Here is a 409-nt window from a genome sequence, read left to right as displayed (position 1 = left end):
GCACCGGCCCACGAACCCACCACCACCATCCGCCATACAAGACCTCCATCTGCTCACGAAGGCCTTCTCGCAGGCGGGTCACGCGTCAGGAATATATCAAATCAATGGGCCCGAACCGCCGCATACGTTCCACCGCCTGCGATCAAATGACTGGGGCGATAGTCGCAGGCTTCTGCCAGAGCAGCTTCGCCTGACAGAACCAATGAAATCCCGAGGAACGCGGTCTTGCACTTCGTCGCGAAGGACATCCTTGAACACTCCAAAATATAGAAATCTACTAATCTGAACCGCGCCGGGTTTGCCGGAGGCTCCAACTTCTGAGTAGGATGGAGCATCATGAGCAAGACCACGAACAAGTTTTCTCCCGAAGTGCGCGAGCGTGCAGTGCGCTTGGTTCTGGACAATGAGG

The 409-nt window shown here is 56.0% G+C and carries 1 protein-coding gene; it reads right to left on the bottom strand.

The window, feature by feature from the left end:
- Positions 1-101 precede the first annotated feature (101 nt).
- On the bottom strand, positions 102-409 hold a 308-nt coding region (locus D2N39_RS23510), incomplete at its 5' end, for a hypothetical protein (RefSeq protein ID WP_233557394.1).

This window comes from Gemmobacter lutimaris (assembly GCF_003570715.1).
In the GTDB taxonomy this organism is placed as follows: domain Bacteria; phylum Pseudomonadota; class Alphaproteobacteria; order Rhodobacterales; family Rhodobacteraceae; genus Gemmobacter; species Gemmobacter lutimaris.
The sequence above is the reverse complement of the archived record's forward strand: the minus strand, read 5'-3'. Positions and strand labels throughout refer to the sequence as shown.